The organism is Pseudomonas sp. R84, from assembly GCF_009834515.1.
GTDB lineage: Bacteria > Pseudomonadota > Gammaproteobacteria > Pseudomonadales > Pseudomonadaceae > Aquipseudomonas.
In genome coordinates this window covers 506,055-523,480 of the sequence record NZ_CP019426.1, presented here as the reverse complement: position 1 = coordinate 523,480, position 17,426 = coordinate 506,055, and the positions used below count along the sequence as shown (strand labels likewise).

The following is a 17,426-nucleotide window of genomic DNA, read 5'->3' as shown; positions in this document are numbered from 1 at the left end:
GACACATAACCTGTGGGAGCGAGCCTGCTCGCGAAAGCGGTGTGTCAGCCAGCCTCTTTGTTGAATGTGCCGGCGTCTTCGCGAGCAGGCTCGCTCCCACAGTGTCCGCGGTGTGGCGACTTTTTGTGGTCGGCGTGATGCTTCTGTTGAGTGCCTGCGCCAGCCAGGCGCCGCTACCGGCGAGCAACCCGACTTTACCGCTGCCCTTGCAACTGCACATCGAACGCCAACAAGCCGAACAACGCCAGGACTGGCTGCTGGTGATCCAGCGCGAAGGCCCGGGCATTCGCTGGTCGATGATGGACCCGCTGGGCATTCCCCAAGCGCGGCAGCAACTGATCGACGGCCATTGGCAGGCCGATGGGCTGCTGCCGCCGAACCCCGAAGCCCGAGAGCTGTTTGCCGCGCTGTTGTTCGCCCTGACCCCGTCCGGCGAGCTGCTGCGCAATTACCCCGCCGCACTGCAGCAGGGCCAGCAACGCGCCCTGCCGGCGCGCTGGGACATCCGTTATGCACAACCGTTGAGCTTCGAATTGAACCTGCCTCAAGGCCCGCACTATCGCGTTTCTCCGCTGGGTGAACCGACGCCATGACCGCTTACCTGAATGCCCTCGGGGTGATTTGCGCCCTCGGTCGCGACAAGTCGGAAATCGCCCGCAACCTGTTCGCCGGCGACTGCTCGGGCATGCGCCGAGAGTCCGGCTGGGTGGCGGAGCGTGAGTTGCCGGTGGCCGCCGTCCACGGCGAACTGGCGCCGATCCCGGCAGAACTCGCCGATCAGCGCAGTCGCAATAATCAGCTGTTGCTGGAAGCGGCATTGCAGATTCGCGATGACATCGATCAAGCGATCCAGACCTTTGGCCGCGAGCGCATTGGCGTGGTGCTCGGCACCAGCACTTCGGGCATCGACGAGGCCAGCCGTGGTCTGGCGCACTACATTCGCGAACAGCAGTTCCCGGCAGAATACGATTATCGGCAACAGGAACTCGGCGCCCCGGCCAATTTTCTCGCCGACTGGCTGCAACTGAGCGGCCCGGCCTATGTGATTTCCACGGCGTGCACCTCCAGCGCCCGGGCACTGATGAGCGCTCAGCGTTTGCTCGATCTGGGCCTGTGCGACGTGGTGCTGTGTGGTGGCGTCGACAGCCTGTGCAAACTGACTCTCAACGGTTTCTCGTCACTCGAAGCGATGTCCGACGAGCGCTGCAATCCGTTCTCGGCCAACCGCAGCGGCATCAATATCGGCGAAGCGGCGGTGCTGTTCGTGATGAGCAAACAACAGGGCGACGGCCCGGCCATTGCCTTGCTCGGCGCCGGCGCCAGTTCCGACGCCCATCACATTTCCGCCCCTGAACCGACCGGGCGCGGCGCCCTGCAAGCGATGCAGAAGGCCTTGAACCGCGCGCTCCTGCAGGCAACGCAGATCAACTACCTGAACCTGCACGGCACCGCCACCCAGCACAACGACGCCATGGAAAGCCTGGCGGTTGCCATCCTGTTTCCCGAAGGCGTCGCCTGTTCCTCGACCAAACCGATGACCGGCCACACCCTCGGTGCGGCCGGTGCGCTGGAAGCAGCGTTCTGCTGGCTGAGCCTGAGCGCCGAAAACCCCGACCACGCCTTGCCGCCACACGTCTGGGATGCTCAGGCCGATCCCGCGTTGCCACTGCTGAACTGGGTGACCGCGAGCGAACGCCTGACGTCCATTGCACCCCGCTACCTGATGAGCAACTCGTTTGCCTTCGGCGGCAATAACGTCAGCCTGATTATCGGAGACGCCCCATGACGGCCTGGCCGCTCGCCGAACTGCTGCCCCATGCGGGCGACATGATTCTGATCGACAGCATCCTCAGCTTTGACGAGGAGCAGATCTTCACCCGCCTCACGGTCAAGCCCGAAGGCTTGTTCAGCCTGCCCGACGGCAGCCTGCCGGCGTGGGTCGGCGTCGAACTGATGGCACAGAGCGTCGCCGCGTTTGCCGGTTGCCACGCGCGACTCAAAGGCAATCCGGTGGAGCTGGGTTTCCTGCTCGGCACGCGCAGGTTCGAATGCAACGTCGAAGCCTTTCCCGCCGGTAGCGATCTGACCATTCATGGTCTGCGCTCGCTGGAAGACGACAACGGCATGGGCGTATTTGAATGTCATATACACGGCGCCGGCATTCACGCCAGCGCACGCCTGAACGTGTTCCGTCCGCCTCAGGTCACTCAATATCTGCAACAGACACAGGAGTCGAACCATGACTGAATCCGTACTGGTCACCGGCTCCAGCCGTGGCATCGGCCGCGCCATTGCCTTGCGTCTGGCGCAGGCCGGGCACGATATCGTCCTGCATTGCCGCAGCGGCATGGCCGAAGCACAAGCCGTTCAGGCTGAAGTCGAAGCGCTGGGCCGCAAGGCGCGGATCCTGCAATTCGACGTCGCCGACCGCGAGACCTGCAAAACCATTCTGGAAACCGACGTCGAAACCCATGGCGCCTATTACGGTGTTGTGTTGAATGCCGGCCTGACCCGTGACGGTGCGTTCCCAGCGCTGAGCGACGACGATTGGGACGTAGTTTTACGCACCAACCTCGACGGTTTCTACAACGTTCTGCACCCGGTGATGATGCCGATGATCCGCCGTCGCGCCGCGGGTCGCATTGTCTGCATCACCTCGGTGTCGGGGCTGATCGGCAACCGTGGCCAAGTCAACTACAGCGCCTCCAAGGCCGGGGTGATCGGCGCGGCAAAGGCGTTGGCGATCGAGCTGGGCAAGCGCAAAATCACGGTTAACTGCGTCGCGCCGGGCCTGATCGACACGGCGATGCTCGACGAAAACGTGCCGGTGGAAGAATTGATGAAAATGATCCCCGCACAACGCATGGGCACCCCGGAAGAGGTCGCCAGTGCGGTGAATTTCCTGATGTCGGCGGAAGCCTCGTACATCACCCGTCAGGTTCTGGCGGTCAACGGAGGCTTGTGCTGATGAAGCGCGTCGTCGTCACCGGCATGGCCGGCATTACCTCGCTGGGCAGCGACTGGCAGACCATCGCCGGCAACTTCGCGGCTAACCGCAGCGGCATTCGCCGGATGGACGAGTGGGATCGTTTCAGCGAACTCAACACGCGCCTGGCCGGGCCGATCGATGATTTTGCAGTGCCCGCGCACTGGACGCGCAAGCAATTGCGCAGCATGGGCCGAGTGTCGCGGCTGGCGGTCGGTGCGGCGGAAAAAGCCCTGGCGGACGCCGGTTTGCTCGGTGACGAGTCGATCAAGGACGGCCGCATGGGCGTCGCGTGCGGCTCGTCCACTGGCAGCACCGATGAGATCAAAGCGTTCGGCAACATGCTGCTCAACTCGGTCGCCGAAGGCCTAAACGCCAACTCCTACGTGCGGATGATGCCGCACACCACCGCCGCCAACATCAGCATCTTCTTTGGCCTCACCGGTCGTTTGATCCCGACGTCCAGCGCCTGCACCAGCGGCAGCCAAGGCATCGGTTACGCCTACGAGGCGATCAAGTTCGGCCGCCTGCCCTTGATGCTCGCCGGTGGCGCCGAAGAGCTGTGCCCGACCGAGGCCATGGTCTTCGATGCGCTCTACGCCACCAGCCTGAAAAACGATGCGCCACAGACCAGTCCACGCCCGTACGACAAGGGCCGCGATGGTCTGGTGATCGGTGAAGGTGGCGGCATGCTCGTGCTCGAAGAGCTGGAACACGCCCTCGCTCGCGGTGCGCACATCCACGCCGAGATCGTCGGCTTCGGCAGCAACGCCGACGGCCAGCACACCACGCGCCCGGAACAAGTGACCATGCGCCGCGCCATGGAACTGGCGCTGGAAGACGCCGGCCTCACGCCGGACGCCATCGGTTATGTAAATGGCCACGGCACGGCTACAGAACAGGGCGACATTGCCGAAACACTGGCGACCAGCAGTTTGTTTGGCGAACGCATGCCGATCAGCTCGCAGAAGAGCTTCCTCGGCCACACCCTCGGCGCCTGCGGCGCGCTGGAGTCGTGGTTCAGCATCGAGATGATGAATCGCGACCTGTACGTGCACACCTTCAACCTCGACGAGGTCGATCCGCACTGCGGCAAACTCGATTACCTGCGCGGTGAGTTCCGCCAGATGCATCACGACTACGTGATGAACAACAATTTCGCTTTTGGTGGCGTCAACACCTCGTTGATTTTCCGCCGCTGGCACTGACCGCAACACCTTTGGAGTGAAGGGAATGACTCAGTTTCACCGCATCGCCGCTCTGTTGGCACTGTTTTTTGTGCTCGGCGGCTGCACCAGCAAACCGGTTTACAACGCCAAGGAAGAGTTCTCGCCCAACCTCGGTTTCACCCAGCAACAGATGAGCCGCGCGATCGTCACTGCGCTCAACGACCGCCAGTGGGTCGTGCAATCGGTACGTCCGGGCATGATCAAAGCGGCGATCACCGTACGCGGTCGCCATCACGCCGAAGTCGATATTCCGTTCACGCCGACTTCGTTCGAAATCGACTACCGCAGCAGCTACGGCCTTGATGCCAAGGACGGCAAGATCCACGGCAACTACAACCGCTGGGTCAACCGCCTGCGCGACAACGTGCTCAAAGAGCTGTCGATCAACCCGGACATCGAGTTCGTCAACGACCTGGGCATCGTCAAACAAGGCGCCGACGAGCCGACCTACCTGAGCTTCCGTGAAGGCGTCAAACGCGCCACCGACGCCGGCCTGCTCGACGGCAGCGTGAAGTTCTACCTGGCTGGCGAAACCCTGCCCAAGCAAGTGCGCAAACTCGACACCGTGAGCAGCAGCCGCAAAACCAACGGCTCGAACAAATCCAACGAAGACGCCTGCTTCTGGGCCCTGCAATCGGCCCTGGCGACTCTGCAGAACGCCGCAAAAAAAGCCGACGCCAACGCGGTGATCAACATCGCCAGCGTCGACCAGCGTGATCTGTACAAGGACACTGAGAAATTCCAGTGCCGTGCCGGGCTGGTGGTGTCGAGCGTGGCGCTGCGCGGGGACTTGGCGCACGTGGATTGATGGGATTGCAGAAACGACAAAGGGCGCCATTCGGCGCCCTGCTCATTTCAGCTCTACACTCGTCCGGACAGGCCGTCGCACCGCGCCTGATGGAACGGCGAGCCTATCAGCCCTGCACTCGCGGTTCTCTTTCACCGTCAAGGAGATGACCATGCAAGTGAAAGCCCTGATCGCCGCTGCGCTTTTCGCGCTACTGCCCAGCGCCAGCCACGCCACCAACTTGATGTACATGCCCTTCGAAACCGTGCTGTCGGACGCGATTCGCGCCGGACGGCTGGATGGCAGTGTGAAGTTCTATCTGCTCGGCAATGGACCGCAGGGGACTCAGCAGTTATTGCGCAGCGGGGTGGTCAGTGATTTGAAGACCAATGGCTTCAACAAGAGTGACCACAACTCTTGCGAGTGGGTGTTGCAGTCGAATCTGATCAAGTTGCAGGCCGATGCCAAACGGGTCGGGGCGAATGCGGTGGTCAATATCGTCAGCTATTACGACCAGCATGTGCGCAAGGATTTGAATACGTATGAATGCCGGGCAGGGATTTTTGTCACGCGGGTGGCGTTGAAGGGGGATTTGGTGCGGTTGCCCTAACGGCAAGATCAAAAGATCGCAGCCTTCGGCAGCTCCTACAATGGAATTCGCGTTTCCCTGTAGGAGTTGCCGAAGGCTGCGATCTTTTAAGCGGACTCGACTTTGCGCGTGAGCAAATCTACGAACGCCTTGGCCATTGGCGATTTCTGATCCTTGCGCTGCACCAGCCACACCGCCGACACCGCTTCCGGATCGAGCAACGGTCGGTAGACCACGCCATCGATGCGCATCCGCTGATAGGACGCCGGCAGCACCGAAACCCCCAACCCCGCTGCGACCAGACCGATGATGGTCATCGCCTCCCCCGCCTCTTGAGCGAAGTGCGGGCTGAACCCGGCATCGCGCGCCAGGCTCAGCAATTGCGCATACAGCCCGCTGCCGTAACTGCGCGGAAAGAACACGAACGGCTCCAGCGCCAGCGCCGAGAGGAACAAGCCCTCCTCCGATCCCTGGGCCAGTGGATGCTTGGAACCGAGCACGGCGACCAGCGGCTCACGCATCAACTCCACCACGCTGAGCGAATCCGGCAACCCAAGCGGGCGCATGATGCCGACCTCGATCGACTCATCCACCAGGCCCTCGGCGACCTGCGTGCTGCTCATCTCACGAAGGTTGAGGTGCACCGCCGGAAAACGCTGGCGAAAGGCAAAGATCGCTTGGGGAATGGTCGAGTTGAACGGTGCCGACGAGGTGAAACCAATCTTCAACTCGCCCAGTTCACCGAGTTGCGCACGTCGGGCGACGTCCGCCGCTTTATCAACCTGCGCCAGCACCAGCCGCGCCTCTTCCAGAAACAATCGCCCCGCCTCACTCAACTCAACCCGACGATTGGTCCGTTCGAACAACCGCGCGCCAACCTCTTGCTCCAGCGCCTGAATCTGCTGACTCAGTGGCGGCTGAGAAATCCCCAGCACTTGTGCGGCACGGCCAAAATGCAGCTCTTCGGCAACGGCGATGAAGTAGCGCAGATGACGCAATTCCATGGAAACCCCATTAGGTCGTTAAAGCTATCAAACAGGTCGAACAATATATTGGATAGAAACATTAGCCAGCTATATGATTTTTTCATTGCCTGCCTGGCCGTGCCCTCCGAGGTCTGAAGTGAAAACTGCTGTCGCGCCCCTAGCCCATGAAGTCCCGCCTGCTGCGGCGGACGATGTCGTCGCCGAGCTGCAAGAGATCTACATCGAAAAAGGCACGCCGATGTTCATGCGCACGGTGCTGGCGCTGTTCAGCGGCGGCTTCGCGACGTTTGCCCTGCTGTATTGCGTGCAGCCGATGATGCCGCTGCTGTCCCACGAGTATGGAATCAACGCGGCGCAGAGCAGCCTGATTCTCTCGGTGGCCACCGGCATGCTCGCCATCGGCCTGCTGATCACCGGGCCGATTTCTGATCGGGTCGGGCGCAAACCGGTGATGGTGACCGCGCTGTTCGCGGCAGCGCTGTGCACCATGGCCAGTGCAATGATGCCGAGCTGGGAAGGCGTGCTGATCATGCGTGCGCTGATCGGGCTGTCGCTGAGCGGGCTGGCGGCGGTAGCGATGACTTATCTGAGCGAAGAGATCCATCCGCAACACATTGGTCTGGCGATGGGTTTGTACATTGGCGGAAATGCGATTGGCGGGATGAGCGGACGTTTGATCACCGGCGTGTTGATCGACTTCGTCAGCTGGCACACGGCGATGCTGGTGATCGGTGGTCTGGCGATGATTGCCGCAGCGGTTTTCTGGAAGATCCTGCCCGAATCGCGCAACTTCCGCTCACGTTCGCTGCATCCGCGCAGCTTGCTTGACGGCTTCACCATGCACTTTCGCGATGCCGGTCTGCCGTTGCTGTTTCTGGAGGCATTCGTGTTGATGGGCGCGTTTGTCACGCTGTTCAACTACATCGGTTATCGCTTGCTGGCCGCGCCGTACAACCTTGATCAGGTGTTTGTTGGATTGTTGTCGGTGGTGTATCTGTCGGGGATCTACAGCTCGGCGAAGATTGGTTCGCTGGCGGACAAACTGGGGCGACGCAAAGTGCTGTGGGCGACCATTGCGCTGATGTTTGCGGGTCTTGCGTTGACAATGTTTACGCCGCTGCCGCTGGTGATTGTCGGCATGTTGATTTTCACCTTTGGCTTCTTTGGCGCGCACTCGGTGGCGAGCAGCTGGATCGGGCGGCGGGCGACCAAGGCCAAGGGTCAGGCGTCATCGTTGTACCTGTTCAGTTATTACGCCGGGTCGAGCATTGCCGGCACGGCGGGTGGGGTGTTCTGGCATTTGGGCGGGTGGAATGGCATAGGCCTGTTTATTGGTGCGCTGTTGCTGATCGCGCTGCTGGTCGCATTGAAGCTGGCGAAGTTGCCGCCGCTGCAGGGCGTCAAAGCCTGACACAGGACCCAGGTGGGAGCGAGCCTGCTCGCGAAGGCGTTTTGTCAGTTGATGCAAAGTTTGCTGATCCACCGCTTTCGCGAGCAGGCTCGCTCCCACAGTGGATCTGTGTCCGACATTGAATCGTGCCAACAAAAACGCCCGGCATCTAGCCGGGCGTTTTTTATGGTGTGGCGATCACTCGTGATACTGCGCCGACAGCTCATGCACCGCACGCAGGAACGCACCGGCGTGCTCCGGATCAACCTCAGGCGTGATGCCATGGCCGAGGTTGAACACGTGGCCGCTGCCCTTGCCGTAGCTGGCCAGAATGCGTCCGACTTCAGTGCGGATCGCTTCCGGTTTGGCGTAGAGCACGGTCGGGTCCATGTTGCCTTGCAGGGCAACCTTGTCGCCAACGCGGGCGCGGGCGTTACCGATGTCGCAAGTCCAGTCCAGGCCCAGTGCGTCGGCGCCGGCGTCGGCGATGCTTTCCAGCCACAGGCCACCGTTTTTGGTGAAGAGGATCACCGGCACTTTGCGTCCATCGTTTTCGCGGATCAGGCCGCTGACGATTTTCTTCATGTAGGCCAGCGAGAACTCCTGATACGCCGCCGCCGACAGGTTGCCGCCCCAGGTGTCGAAGATCTGCACCGCTTGCGCGCCGGCCATGATCTGGCCGTTGAGGTACGAGGTCACCGACTGCGCCAGTTTATCCAGCAGCAGGTGCATGGCTTGCGGGTTGTCGTAGAGCATCGCTTTGGTCTTGCGGAAGTCTTTCGACGAGCCGCCTTCAACCATGTAGGTCGCCAAGGTCCACGGGCTGCCGGAGAAACCGATCAACGGCACACGGCCGTTCAGCTCGCGACGGATGGTGCTGACAGCGTCCATCACATAGCCGAGGTCTTTGTGCGGATCCGGGATCGGCAAGGCTTCGATATCAGCGAGGGTGCTGACGACTTTCTTGAAGCGGGGACCTTCACCGGTCTCGAAATACAAGCCTTGGCCCATGGCATCGGGGATGGTGAGGATGTCGGAAAACAGAATCGCCGCGTCCAGTTGTGGATAACGGTCGAGCGGTTGCATCGTGACTTCGCAGGCGAATTCCGGATTCATGCACAGGCTCATGAAATCACCGGCCTGGGCGCGGCTGGCGCGGTATTCCGGCAGGTAGCGGCCGGCCTGGCGCATCATCCACACAGGGGTGACGTCTACGGGTTGCTTGAGCAGGGCGCGGAGGAAACGGTCGTTCTTCAGGGCAGTCATGTCGGCATCCGGAAAAAAAGTGCGGGCATTTTCTCAGAGCGCGACGCAAAAGGCACGGATGCAGGTCAGCCTTTTGTCTATCGGGTCAATTTATTGCGCTGGAATGCTGATTTTGCAGCACCAGGAAACAACTGTGGGAGCGAGCTTGCTCGCGAAAGGGCCGGCACATCCAACATTGCAGTTGGCTGATAGACCGCTTTCGCGAGCAAGCTCGCTCCCACATTTTTGATCGCATTTCAGATTGAAATGTAATCAGACGCCCAGGTAATCGAGGATCCCTTCGGCGGCGTTGCGGCCTTCGAAGATCGCCGTCACCACCAGGTCGGAACCGCGCACCATGTCGCCACCGGCGAAGATTTTCGGGTTGCTGGTCTGGTGCTTGTACTGACCTTGCTCAGGCGCGACAACGCGGCCCTGGCTGTCGGTCTGGATTTCGAACTGTTCGAACCACGGCGCCGGGCTCGGGCGGAAGCCGAAAGCGATGACCACGGCGTCAGCCGGGATGATCTCTTCGGAGCCCGGGATCGGCTCAGGGCTGCGACGGCCACGGGCGTCCGGTTCGCCGAGACGGGTCTCGACCACTTTCACACCTTCAACCTTGTCTTCACCGACGATGGCGATCGGCTGGCGGTTGTAGAGGAATTTCACGCCTTCTTCCTTGGCGTTCTTCACCTCTTTGCGCGAGCCGGGCATGTTCGCTTCGTCACGACGATAAGCGCAGGTCACCGATTTGGCACCCTGACGGATCGAGGTACGGTTGCAGTCCATCGCCGTGTCGCCGCCGCCCAGCACCACAACCTTCTTGCCTTTCATGTCGACGAAATCTTCCGGCGACTTTTCAAAGCCCAGGTTGCGATTGACGTTGGCGATCAGGAAGTCCAGCGCGTCATACACGCCCGGCAGATCCTCACCGGCAAAACCGCCCTTCATGTAGGTGTAGGTGCCCATGCCCATGAACACCGCATCGTATTCGGCGAGCAGTTGTTCCATGGTCACGTCTTTGCCGACTTCGGTATTCAGACGGAACTCGATGCCCATGCCGGTGAAGACTTCGCGGCGATTGCTCAGCACGGTCTTCTCAAGCTTGAACTCGGGGATGCCGAAGGTCAGCAAGCCACCGATTTCCGGGTTCTTGTCGAACACCACCGGGGTCACGCCGCCGCGTACCAGCACGTCGGCACAACCCAGGCCCGCCGGGCCCGCGCCGATGATCGCGACACGCTTGCCGGTCGGTTTGACCTTGGACATGTCCGGGCGCCAGCCCATCGCGAACGCGGTGTCGGTGATGTACTTCTCGACCGAACCGATGGTCACCGCGCCGAAGCCGTCGTTAAGGGTGCAGGCACCCTCGCACAGACGATCCTGCGGACAGACCCGACCGCAGACTTCCGGCAGGGTGTTGGTCTGGTGCGACAGTTCGGCGGCCTGGAGGATGTTGCCCTCGGCCACCAGCTTCAACCAGTTGGGAATGAAGTTGTGCACCGGGCACTTCCATTCGCAATACGGGTTGCCGCAACCCAGACAGCGGTGGGCCTGATCGGCCGACTGCTGGGGTTTGAACGGTTCGTAGATTTCGACGAACTCTTTCTTGCGTTGACGCAACAGTTTCTTCTTCGGATCTTTGCGCCCGACATCGATGAATTGAAAGTCGTTACTGAGACGTTCGGCCATCTTCAAAACCTCTTACACGACAGCTCCAAGCTACAAGCTTCAAGCTGCAAGAAAATCACATTAGTCCGTTACAGCGCGCACTGGCTCCAGCTTGCTGCTTGAAGCCAGTGGCTTGCAGCTGCGCCGTTATTGCGGACTCGCACGAGTACTGGAGAGCAGAGATTTCAAACTCGCCGCCTTCGGTTTGACCAGCCAGAAACGGCGCAAGTAGTCATCGAGGTTTTCGGCGAGTTCACGACCCCACTCGCTGTCGGTTTCCGCGACGTACTCGTTCAGCACGTTTTGCAGGTGGCTGCGATAGGCTTCCATCGCCTCGCCGCTGATCCGCTGGATTTCCACCAGTTCGTGGTTGACCCGGTCAACGAAGGTGTTGTCCTGATCGAGCACGTAGGCGAAACCACCGGTCATGCCAGAGCCGAAGTTGTAACCGGTCTTGCCCAGAACGCAGACGAAACCACCGGTCATGTACTCACAGCAGTGATCGCCAGTGCCTTCCACAACCGTGTGGGCACCGGAGTTACGCACGGCGAAACGCTCGCCTGCGGTGCCGGCGGCGAACAGCTTGCCGCCCGTGGCGCCGTACAGGCAGGTGTTGCCGATGATGGCGCTTTCCTGAGTTTTGTAAACGCTGCCCTTCGGCGGCACGATGGTCAGCTTGCCACCGGTCATGCCTTTGCCGACGTAGTCGTTGGCGTCGCCTTCGAGGTACATGTTCAGACCGCCGGCGTTCCACACACCGAAGCTCTGACCGGCAGTGCCCTTGAAGCGGAAGGTGATCGGCGCTTTCGCCATGCCCTGGTTGCCGTGCTTGCGCGCGATTTCGCCGGAGATCCGCGCGCCGATCGAACGGTCGCAGTTGCAGATGTCCAGATCGAACTCGGCGCCGCTCATGTCGTTGATCGCCGACGAGGCCATCTCGACCATTTTCTCGGCCAGCAGGCCCTGGTCGAACGGCGGGTTGCGCTCAACGCCACAGAACTGTGGTTTGTCCGCCGGGATGTGATCGCTGCCCAACAGCGGCGTCAGGTCCAGGTGATTTTGCTTGGCGGTCTGGCCTTCGAGGATTTCCAGCAGATCGGTACGACCGATCAGCTCTTCGAGGGAGCGTACGCCGAGCTTGGCCAACCACTCACGGGTTTCTTCGGCGACGTAGGTGAAGAAGTTCACCACCATGTCGACGGTACCGATGTAGTGATCCTTGCGCAGCTTCTCGTTCTGAGTCGCAACGCCGGTGGCGCAGTTGTTCAGGTGGCAGATACGCAGGTATTTGCAGCCCAGCGCGATCATCGGCGCGGTACCGAAGCCGAAGCTTTCAGCGCCAAGAATTGCAGCCTTGATCACGTCGAGGCCGGTTTTCAGGCCGCCGTCGGTCTGCACCCGGACTTTGCCACGCAGGTCGTTACCGCGCAGGGTCTGGTGGGTTTCGGCGAGGCCGAGTTCCCACGGTGCGCCCGCGTATTTGATCGAAGTCAGTGGCGAAGCACCGGTGCCACCGTCGTAGCCGGAGATGGTGATCAAGTCCGCATAGGCCTTGGCCACACCGGCGGCGATGGTGCCGACGCCCGCTTCAGCCACCAGCTTCACCGAAACCAGCGCTTTCGGGTTGACCTGTTTCAAGTCAAAAATCAGCTGCGACAAGTCTTCGATCGAATAGATATCGTGGTGCGGCGGTGGCGAAATAAGGGTCACGCCTGGCACTGCGTAACGCAGCTTGGCGATCAAACCGTTGACCTTACCGCCCGGCAGTTGCCCGCCCTCGCCCGGCTTGGCGCCTTGGGCGACCTTGATCTGCAGCACTTCGGCGTTGACCAGGTATTCCGGAGTTACCCCGAAACGGCCAGTCGCAACCTGCTTGATTTTCGAGCTCTTGATGGTGCCGTAACGCGCCGGATCTTCACCACCTTCGCCGGAGTTCGAACGCGCACCGAGGCGGTTCATGGCTTCGGCCAGGGCTTCGTGAGCTTCCGGCGACAGTGCGCCCAGCGAGATACCGGCGGAGTCGAAGCGCTTGAGCACCGATTCCAGCGGCTCGATTTCACTGATGTCCAGCGGCGTGTCGAGGGTCTTGACCTTGAACAGGTCGCGGATCATCGACACCGGACGGTTGTCCACCAGCGAGGTGTATTCCTTGAACTTGGCGTAGTCGCCCTGCTGCACAGCGGCTTGCAGGGTGTTGACCACGTCCGGGTTGTAGGCGTGATATTCGCCACCGTGGACGAACTTCAGCAGACCGCCCTGCTGGATCGGCTTGCGCGGACTCCAGGCTTCGCTGGCCAGTGCTTTCTGCTCGGCTTCGATGTCGACGAAACGCGCACCCTTGATGCGGCTCGGCACGCCACGGAAGCTCAGGTCGCAAACTTCTTCGGACAGGCCGATGGCCTCGAACAGCTGCGCACCACGATACGAAGCAATGGTCGAGATACCCATCTTCGACAGGATCTTCAGCAGACCTTTGGTGATGCCTTTGCGGTAGTTCTTGAACACCTCATAGAGGTCGCCCAGCACTTCACCGGTACGGATCAGGTCGCCCAGCACTTCGTAGGCCAGGAACGGATAAACCGCCGAGGCGCCGAAACCGATCAGCACCGCGAAGTGATGCGGGTCACGGGCGGTCGCGGTTTCAACGAGGATGTTGGAATCGCAACGCAGGCCTTTTTCGGTCAGGCGGTGGTGCACGGCACCGGTCGCCAGGGATGCGTGGATCGGCAGTTTGCCCGGGGCGATATGACGGTCGCTCAGGACGATCTGAGTACGACCGGCGCGCACGGCTTCTTCAGCCTGATCGGCGACATTGCGGATCGCCGCTTCAAGGCCAACGCTTTCATCGTAGTTGAGGTCGATGATCTGCCGCTCGAAGCCCGGGCGGTCGAGGTTCATCAGCGAACGCCACTTGGCCGGCGAGATCACTGGCGAGCTAAGGATCACGCGCGAAGCGTGTTCCGGCGATTCCTGGAAAATGTTGCGCTCGGCACCGAGGCAGATTTCCAGCGACATCACGATCGCTTCACGCAGCGGGTCGATCGGCGGGTTGGTGACCTGCGCGAACTGCTGGCGGAAATAGTCGTACGGCGTGCGCACACGTTGCGACAGCACGGCCATCGGCGTGTCGTCGCCCATCGAGCCCACGGCTTCGTAGCCTTGCTCGCCGAGTGGACGCAGGACCTGATCGCGCTCTTCGAACGTGACCTGATACATCTTCATGTATTGCTTGAGCTGATCGACGTCGTAAAAAGCCGAACCGTGGTCGTTGTCTTCCATGGTCGCCTGAATGCGCAGGGCGTTCTTGCGCAGCCATTGCTTGTACGGATGACGGGACTTCAGACGGTTGTCGATCGCATCGGTGTCGAGGATCTGCCCGGTTTCGGTGTCCACGGCGAAGATCTGGCCAGGGCCGACACGACCTTTGGCAATCACGTCTTCCGGCTTGTAATCCCACACGCCGATTTCCGAGGCGAGGGTGATGAAACCGTTGGTGGTGGTGACCCAGCGCGCCGGGCGCAGACCGTTACGGTCGAGCAGGCACACCGCGTAACGACCGTCGGTCATGACCACGCCGGCCGGGCCGTCCCACGGCTCCATGTGCATCGAGTTGTACTCGTAGAACGCACGCAGATCCGGGTCCATGGTTTCGACGTTCTGCCACGCCGGCGGAATGATCATCCGCACGCCACGGAACAGGTCGATGCCACCGGTGACCATCAGCTCGAGCATGTTGTCCATGCTCGAAGAGTCGGAACCGACACGGTTGACCAGCGGGCCGAGCTCTTCCAGATCCATCAGATCGTTGCTGAACTTGGTCCGACGGGCCTGTGCCCAGTTGCGGTTACCGGTGATGGTGTTGATCTCGCCGTTGTGGGCGAGGAAGCGGAATGGCTGGGCCAGCGGCCATTTCGGCAGGGTGTTGGTGGAGAAGCGCTGGTGGAACACGCAGATCGCGGTTTGCAGGCGCTCGTCGCTCAGGTCCGGATAAAACGCAGCCAGGTCGGCCGGCATCATCAGGCCTTTATAGATGATGGTCTTGTGCGAAAAGCTGCAGATGTAGTGGTCGGAGTCGACGGCGTTGGCCACCGACGAACGACGACGTGCACTGAACAGCTTCACGGCCATGTCCTGATCGCTCAGGCCTTCACCGCCGATGTACACCTGCTCGATCTGCGGCAGGCGCTCAAGAGCGAGGCGGCCGAGGACGCTGGTGTCGATTGGCACTTTGCGCCAGCCGATCAGTTGCAGGCCTTCAGCGAGGATCTCGCGATTCATGTTTTCGCGAGCGGCTTCGGCCTTGGCCGGATCCTGGTTGAAGAAGACCATGCCCACTGCATATTGCTTGGGCAGTTCGACGCTGAAGGTTTCCTGGGCAATGGCTCGCAGGAACGCGTCAGGTTTTTGAATCAGCAGACCGCAACCGTCACCGGTCTTGCCGTCGGCATTAATCCCACCGCGGTGGGTCATGCAGGTCAGGGCCTCGATGGCCGTTTGCAAAAGGGTATGACTGGGCTCGCCCTGCATATGGGCTATCAGGCCGAAACCGCAGTTATCCTTGAATTCATCTGGTTGGTACAGACCTGCTTTCATAGACACTTTCTCACCAGGCTGCCTCTTTTCGAGGCAAATTTCTTTTCAATTCAACCACTTGCATCCCGCGCCGAACGTACGCCAGCTTAGCAGGGGCAAAAGGGTGGTCATTGTACACAGCGGCACAGAGGCTCACAAATTTGACGACGAAATGTCGCAAATTCATGTCGCATTTGTGAAAGGTTTAAAGCGATCTGCTGTGCTAGTCAAAACTTTTTTAATTTTGACCGCAACGACTCAAAGACTACTGTGACGCAGACACCACAAGGCACGCGACCTGGAAGGAAGCGCGCACTCGTAGAAATTTTGAGGTGCTTGGAGAGGCGGCCTGGGTAAGGCCGCCGAATCTTCAGCGAGTTGTTGCCAGTTCCTGTTGGACGCTGGCGACAGTGCGAGGCCAAGGTTTACCAGCCTGAACCTTCGCTGGCAAGGCCTTGATGGCAGAAACGGCTGCATCACGATTGGCAAAGTTGCCGTAGGTGATCACATAGAGAGGTTTGCCGTTGAGCACTTTCTTGAAATAACGGTACTCGCCGCCCTGCTCTTTGACGAAGTTTTGCGCAGTGGCTTCAGAGCTGGTGCCGAGGATCTGTACCACGTAGTTGCCGGTCGGCTGACCCGCGTACCAGCTGCCACCGGCAGCCTTGGCGACGGTCACCGGCTTCTCGGCCGGTTTGGCAGCAGCGGCTGGCTTGGCTGGCGCTGGAGCAGGTTTGGCGACTGGCGCGGCCGGAGCAGGCTTGGCGGTGGCAACTTGCGTCGGCGCCGGCGTCGGCTTGGCGGCTGGCAATGGAACCGGAGTCGGTGCAGGACCGGCCGGAACGCCCGCAGGCGGTGCGGAAGTGGTGACGGTCGGCGGGGTATCGCTGGAACCTTCCAGCGGCACACCATCGTCGCCTTCGGTAATGCCACCGGCCGCTTCGGCCAGCGGGCCGCGCATCACTGGCTGAGAGTTGCCGACCAGCGGCAACGGCATCGGCTGTGTATTACCGGCGAACTCGACGTTCGGCGCGCCGCCATTGGCTGCGCCCTGGCCCAATGGCAACTGTGCCTGTTCATTGGCCGGTGCACCGGTGGTCGGCGCCTTGTTGCGACCCGGCATCAGCCAGGCGGCGGCGACCGCGACCACAACGACGGCGGAAATCGCCAATACGTGTTTCTTCGGCATGTTGAACCCCATACTTGGACGCTTGACCGCTGAGCGGCTGGCAATCATGACTTCGATCAGAGCATCGCGAGCGACCTGGTTGATATTGCCCGGCCAACCCTCGGCACTTTCGTGAATATCAGAGATCTGATCCGCGGTGAAAAGTTCGACACCCCGGCCTGCACCTTCGAGCCGTTGGTCGAGATACTCGCGGGTCTCTTCTTCGGTGTACGGCTGCAATTCGATGACGTGGAACCGCTCTTCCTCAAGGTGCAAAGCCTCGAGCTGAGCGATCAGCGACGACTCGCCGAACAGGAACACGTGCGGGCGACCTTCCGGTGCGCCGGCACCCAACGCCATCAGCGCTTCCAGAGCGGATTCGTCGAGCTGCTCGGCGTCATCTACCAGTAGATAGACTTCCTGGCCGGTCAGCGCAAGTTGCACCACCTGATCCAGAATCGCGCCCACTTCGGCCTGAGCAACGTTCAGCGCCTGCGCCACTTGGCGCAGCACACCGGCTGCATCGCCGGCGCCACGGGCGGAAACCACCACGCTCTGCACCGATTGCTTGTTGGTGCTGGCGACCAAGGCCTGACGCAGCAAAGTCTTGCCGCTACCCTGAGGACCAGTGACCACCAACAACAACTGGCTGTAACGCGCCAAGTGATGCAGTTGACCCAGCACCGGCTTGCGCTGGGCCGGGAAGAACTTGAAACCCGGAACGCGTGGCGCGAACGGGTCGTGACTTAACTGGAAATGGCCGAGAAACGCCTCGTCGGCATGCAAACTAGTCATCGGAATCT

General features: G+C 60.9%; 13 protein-coding genes. 8 read left to right on the top strand and 5 right to left on the bottom strand.

The features are described from left to right. The first annotated feature begins 110 nt into the window (after positions 1-110). The 7 genes from PspR84_RS02385 to PspR84_RS02355 all read left to right on the top strand — a co-directional run bounded on the left by PspR84_RS02385 (position 111) and on the right by PspR84_RS02355 (position 5,612). Positions 111-593 carry a hypothetical protein gene (locus tag PspR84_RS02385; protein ID WP_160055139.1) on the top strand — a complete coding sequence of 161 codons (483 nt, stop codon included), beginning with the start codon at positions 111-113 and terminating at the stop codon, positions 591-593. Further along, entirely contained in the window at positions 590-1,786 is a 1,197-nt protein-coding gene (locus PspR84_RS02380; RefSeq protein WP_160055136.1) for a beta-ketoacyl-[acyl-carrier-protein] synthase family protein, read from the top strand. The genes PspR84_RS02385 and PspR84_RS02380 overlap by 4 nt, the downstream gene beginning before the upstream one ends. Then, positions 1,783-2,247, top strand: a complete 465-nt coding sequence (locus PspR84_RS02375; RefSeq protein ID WP_160055133.1) for a hotdog family protein — start codon at positions 1,783-1,785, stop codon at positions 2,245-2,247. Before PspR84_RS02380 ends, PspR84_RS02375 begins: the two co-directional genes overlap by 4 nt. Then, positions 2,240-2,968 carry a 3-oxoacyl-ACP reductase FabG gene (gene fabG, locus PspR84_RS02370; protein WP_160055131.1) on the top strand — a complete coding sequence of 243 codons (729 nt, stop codon included), beginning with the start codon at positions 2,240-2,242 and terminating at the stop codon, positions 2,966-2,968. Before PspR84_RS02375 ends, fabG begins: the two co-directional genes overlap by 8 nt. After that, the gene (locus PspR84_RS02365; protein WP_160055129.1) at positions 2,968-4,194 is read left to right on the top strand and encodes a beta-ketoacyl-ACP synthase; all 1,227 of its coding nucleotides are present in this window, start codon (positions 2,968-2,970) and stop codon (positions 4,192-4,194) included. The genes fabG and PspR84_RS02365 overlap by 1 nt, the downstream gene beginning before the upstream one ends. Positions 4,195-4,219: 25 nt before the next feature. Further along, positions 4,220-5,023 carry a hypothetical protein gene (locus PspR84_RS02360; protein WP_160055126.1) on the top strand — a complete coding sequence of 268 codons (804 nt, stop codon included), beginning with the start codon at positions 4,220-4,222 and terminating at the stop codon, positions 5,021-5,023. Between the two features lie 151 nt (positions 5,024-5,174). After that, the gene (locus PspR84_RS02355) at positions 5,175-5,612 is read left to right on the top strand and encodes an excinuclease (RefSeq protein ID WP_116029238.1); all 438 of its coding nucleotides are present in this window, start codon (positions 5,175-5,177) and stop codon (positions 5,610-5,612) included. A gap of 86 nt (positions 5,613-5,698) precedes the next feature. Here the strand turns inward: PspR84_RS02355 and PspR84_RS02350 are convergent, their stop codons facing one another. Next, on the bottom strand, positions 5,699-6,595 hold the full coding sequence (locus PspR84_RS02350; RefSeq protein ID WP_116255738.1) for a LysR family transcriptional regulator: 897 nt from the start codon (positions 6,593-6,595) through the stop codon (positions 5,699-5,701). Between the two features lie 118 nt (positions 6,596-6,713). Here PspR84_RS02350 and PspR84_RS02345 point away from each other — a divergent pair, with 118 nt between their 5' ends. Then, positions 6,714-7,988: an MFS transporter gene (locus PspR84_RS02345; RefSeq protein ID WP_160055123.1), complete on the top strand. Its 1,275-nt coding sequence runs from the start codon at positions 6,714-6,716 to the stop codon at positions 7,986-7,988. 177 nt (positions 7,989-8,165) lie between these two features. On the opposite strand, the gene hemE is transcribed toward PspR84_RS02345, so the two are convergent. The 4 genes from hemE to PspR84_RS02325 all read right to left on the bottom strand — a co-directional run bounded on the left by hemE (position 8,166) and on the right by PspR84_RS02325 (position 17,418). Then, the gene (gene hemE, locus PspR84_RS02340) at positions 8,166-9,233 is read right to left on the bottom strand and encodes a uroporphyrinogen decarboxylase (protein WP_053116656.1); all 1,068 of its coding nucleotides are present in this window, start codon (positions 9,231-9,233) and stop codon (positions 8,166-8,168) included. A gap of 252 nt (positions 9,234-9,485) precedes the next feature. Beyond that, complete coding sequence (locus PspR84_RS02335; RefSeq protein WP_039757038.1) at positions 9,486-10,904, bottom strand: FAD-dependent oxidoreductase; 1,419 nt, start codon at positions 10,902-10,904, stop codon at positions 9,486-9,488. A gap of 126 nt (positions 10,905-11,030) precedes the next feature. Beyond that, positions 11,031-15,476: a glutamate synthase large subunit gene (gene gltB / locus PspR84_RS02330; protein ID WP_160055120.1), complete on the bottom strand. Its 4,446-nt coding sequence runs from the start codon at positions 15,474-15,476 to the stop codon at positions 11,031-11,033. Between the two features lie 349 nt (positions 15,477-15,825). Beyond that, positions 15,826-17,418, bottom strand: coding sequence for an AAA family ATPase (locus PspR84_RS02325; RefSeq protein WP_160055117.1), 1,593 nt, complete (start codon positions 17,416-17,418; stop codon positions 15,826-15,828). Between the last annotated feature and the right edge of the window lie 8 nt (positions 17,419-17,426).

Excerpts from the sequence above, each read along its gene's own strand:
- PspR84_RS02380 (WP_160055136.1), top strand. The coding sequence starts at position 590 with ATGACCGCTTACCTGAATGCCCTCGGGGTGATTTGCGCCCTCGGTCGC.
- PspR84_RS02375 (WP_160055133.1), top strand. The coding sequence starts at position 1,783 with ATGACGGCCTGGCCGCTCGCCGAACTGCTGCCCCATGCGGGCGACATG.
- fabG (WP_160055131.1), top strand. The coding sequence starts at position 2,240 with ATGACTGAATCCGTACTGGTCACCGGCTCCAGCCGTGGCATCGGCCGC.
- PspR84_RS02365 (WP_160055129.1), top strand. The coding sequence starts at position 2,968 with ATGAAGCGCGTCGTCGTCACCGGCATGGCCGGCATTACCTCGCTGGGC.
- PspR84_RS02360 (WP_160055126.1), top strand. The coding sequence starts at position 4,220 with ATGACTCAGTTTCACCGCATCGCCGCTCTGTTGGCACTGTTTTTTGTG.
- PspR84_RS02355 (WP_116029238.1), top strand. The coding sequence starts at position 5,175 with ATGCAAGTGAAAGCCCTGATCGCCGCTGCGCTTTTCGCGCTACTGCCC.
- PspR84_RS02350 (WP_116255738.1), bottom strand. The coding sequence starts at position 6,595 with ATGGAATTGCGTCATCTGCGCTACTTCATCGCCGTTGCCGAAGAGCTG.
- hemE (WP_053116656.1), bottom strand. The coding sequence starts at position 9,233 with ATGACTGCCCTGAAGAACGACCGTTTCCTCCGCGCCCTGCTCAAGCAA.
- PspR84_RS02335 (WP_039757038.1), bottom strand. The coding sequence starts at position 10,904 with ATGGCCGAACGTCTCAGTAACGACTTTCAATTCATCGATGTCGGGCGC.
- gltB (WP_160055120.1), bottom strand. The coding sequence starts at position 15,476 with ATGAAAGCAGGTCTGTACCAACCAGATGAATTCAAGGATAACTGCGGT.
- PspR84_RS02325 (WP_160055117.1), bottom strand. The coding sequence starts at position 17,418 with ATGACTAGTTTGCATGCCGACGAGGCGTTTCTCGGCCATTTCCAGTTA.